The sequence below is a fragment of the Paraburkholderia sp. genome (assembly GCF_034668105.1).
Classification (GTDB): Bacteria; Pseudomonadota; Gammaproteobacteria; order Burkholderiales; family Burkholderiaceae; genus Paraburkholderia.
Window position 1 is genome coordinate 1 of the sequence record NZ_JAXDPY010000516.1, and the last position, 3,154, is coordinate 3,154.

The 3,154-nt window shown below is 60.1% G+C and carries 2 protein-coding genes and 1 pseudogene; 2 read left to right on the forward strand and 1 reads right to left on the reverse strand.

The window, feature by feature from the left end:
* On the forward strand, window positions 1-1,593 hold a 1,593-nt coding region (gene yidC / locus QOC89_RS23020), incomplete at its 5' end, for a membrane protein insertase YidC (RefSeq protein ID WP_323047128.1).
* 207 nt (window positions 1,594-1,800) lie between these two features.
* On the opposite strand, the pseudogene QOC89_RS23025 reads toward yidC, so the two are convergent.
* Window positions 1,801-2,211: pseudogene (locus QOC89_RS23025) on the reverse strand (transcriptional regulator); the annotation flags it as partial.
* Window positions 2,212-2,558: 347 nt separating this feature from the next.
* On the opposite strand from QOC89_RS23025, the gene QOC89_RS23030 reads away from it, so the two are divergent.
* The coding region (locus QOC89_RS23030; RefSeq protein ID WP_416340445.1) for a tRNA modification GTPase at window positions 2,559-3,154 on the forward strand (596 nt) is incomplete at its 3' end.

Genomic DNA, 3,154 nt, shown 5'->3' on the forward strand with positions numbered 1-3,154 from the left:
TGGCAACGCGACCACGGACGCCCGTCGATGTTCTTCCCAAGCGCCACGCCGACCAACACTGTCGGTAGCGCCGCACCGGGAACCACGACGCCGGGAACCCAGCCCGCCGATTTGCCGACCACCAACGCAGCAGCGCCCGGCAATGCGCCGGCCGCCGCCCAGGGCCAGCTGATCAAGTTCAGCACCGACGTCTATAACGGCGAGATCGACACCCGCGGCGGCACGCTGTCGAAGCTGTCGCTCGTCAAGCAAGGCGACGGCAAGCAGCCGGATCTGGTCATCACGCTGTTCGACCGCACCGCGAACCACACGTACGTGGCGCGCACGGGTCTGCTCGGCGGCGATTTCCCGAACCACAACGACATCTACACGCTGCTTCCGAACCAGCCGACCGACCTGACGGGCGACGAGAAATCGTTCAAGCTCAGCTTCGAATCGCCGGTGAAGGGTGGCGTTAAGGTCATCAAGACCTATACGTTCACGCGCGGCAGCTATGTGATCGGCGTCGACACGAAGATCGAGAACGTCGGTACCGCGCCGGTTACGCCGTCGGTCTATATGGAACTGGTGCGCGACGACCAGCCGGTGGAAACGCCGCGCTTCTCGCACACGTTCATCGGGCCGGCTGTCTACACCGACCAGCACCACTTCCAGAAGATGACGTTCGGCGACATCGACAAGAACAAGGAAGACTTCGTCAATTCGGCCGACAACGGCTGGATCGCGATGGTGCAGCATTACTTCGCGTCGGCGTGGATTCCGCAGCAAGGTGCGAAGCGCGACATCTACGTCGAGAAGATCGATCCGACGCTCTATCGCGTCGGCGTGAAGCAGCCGGTGGCAACCCTCGCCCCGGGCCAATCGGTTGATGTGTCCGCCCGTCTGTTCGCCGGTCCGGAAGAAGAGCGCATGCTCGAAGGCATCGCGCCGGGTCTGGAACTGGTGAAGGACTATGGCTGGGTCACGATCATCGCGAAGCCGCTGTTCTGGCTGCTCGAGAAAATCCACAGCTATGTCGGCAACTGGGGCTGGTCGATCGTGCTGCTTACGCTGCTGATCAAGGCCGTGTTCTTCCCGCTGTCGGCCGCGAGCTACAAGTCGATGGCGCGCATGAAGGCAATCACGCCGCGTATGCAGGCGCTGCGCGAACGCTTCAAGGGCGATCCGCAGAAGATGAATTCGGCGCTGATGGAGCTGTACAAGACCGAAAAGGTCAATCCGTTCGGCGGCTGTCTGCCGGTCGTGATTCAGATTCCGGTGTTCATCTCGCTGTACTGGGTGCTGCTGTCGTCGGTTGAAATGCGCGGTGCGCCGTGGATTCTCTGGATTCACGATCTGTCTCAACAGGATCCGTTCTTCATCCTGCCGGTGCTGATGGCCGTCTCGATGTTCCTGCAGACCAAGCTGAACCCGACGCCGCCGGACCCGGTTCAGGCCAAGATGATGATGTTCATGCCGATCGCGTTCTCGGTCATGTTCTTCTTCTTCCCGGCCGGTCTGGTGCTGTACTACGTGGTGAATAACGTGCTGTCGATCGCCCAGCAGTACTACATCACGCGGATGATGGGGCAGGCGAAGACGAAAGCGGCTTGATTGATCTCTAGCCTTGCTTACGGCGGGCGGCGGTAGCGCCCGCTGGTTGCGAAGTCGAGGTTGAAGCAGACGCTAGCTGTAGAAAGCCGCCCGGTTTGCACCGGGCGGCTTTTTTTATGACTCGGCCGAAGTGCCTTTGTCTTTCAGCGTCGGCGTTGATGTCGAGGCCGAGGCCGAGGTCGATGCGTCTTCAGTCGTGGCGGCGCTCTCCTGTGGCGTGCCGCCGTCAAATTCAGTGATCAGTTCTTCCACCAGATTGCGCTGACGCGGCGACAAACCCGCGAAGCGGTTCGCCATCTGCGTGACCATTTCGATCGTTTCCGGCGTCATCGGATACTTTTCGCCACGGGCAAGCGGTTTTGCCTTGCCGGATGGCGCTGGGCCGTAATGCAGCCAGTGAACGTCTTTCTGCAACCAAGTGGCCAAAACCTGCAACTTGTCGCGCTTGGGGATCGTCGTACCCGCGAGCCACTTGTGCGCGGTTTGTGGTGAGACGGCCGGGCCACTGCTATAAAGCAGATTGAATTCCCTGGCTAAATCGGTCCCACCCTTGATGTCTTTGGGGAGTGAGTCTTTCAACCGTTTGGCGAAAGCTGCTTTTTCTTTGGAGGTCGGCATGGGCCCGATTGTGCAATTCGACGCATAATCAGTGGACAACCATATAAGCAATTTTATTGCGTGACTAAGCTATTTTTAGCCTGAAATGGGCGCTGAATAACGGCTTTCACGATTTTTTCAAATACTCTCTTTTCCTTGCACGGCGTGCGTTTTAGCGATTTTGATGCGTCGATCAGTCGCATATGAATCTTAGGCTATCTTAGCTTATGCAAGATAAATCCTTATTTGTCTTATGAAAATGAACAGGCTTTGGGAGTCTGGCCTTGGTTCAGAGCCGGAAGGTGCCCGCGTTACAATGCCCGGCGCCCGCTTCTACGTATTCACTCCCTTCTGATAGCCTCATTCCCATGCTCGCCACCGATTCCGATCCGATCGTCGCCATTGCCACTGCACCCGGCCGAGGCGGAATCGGGGTCGTGCGAATTTCGTTCGGCCGCGCCGGGGAAGCCGCCGCGTTGCCGTTGACGCAAGCGCTCACCGGCCAGGCACTGGCGCCGCGTCACGCGAGTTATGTGCCCTTCCTCGACCACGCCGGCAGCGCACTCGACCGCGGCATCGCGCTGTGCTTTCCCGCGCCGCACTCCTACACCGGTGAACACGTGCTCGAGTTGCAAGGCCACGGCGGTCCGGTCGTGCTGCAACTGGTGCTGCAGCGTTGCATCGACGCCGGCCGCGCGTTTGGTTTGCGCCTGGCCGAGCCGGGCGAATTTACGCGGCGGGCGTTTCTCAACGACAAGCTGGATCTGGCGCAAGCGGAAGCCGTCGCCGATCTGATCGAGGCCAGCACCGAGGCCGCGGCACGCTCGGCGGGCCGCTCGCTCGACGGCGCGTTTTCGCGCGACATCCATGCGCTGGTCGAAGAGGTCATCACGCTGCGGATGCTGGTCGAAGCGACGCTCGATTTCCCGGAAGAAGAGATCGATTTTCTCGAAGCCGCCGACGC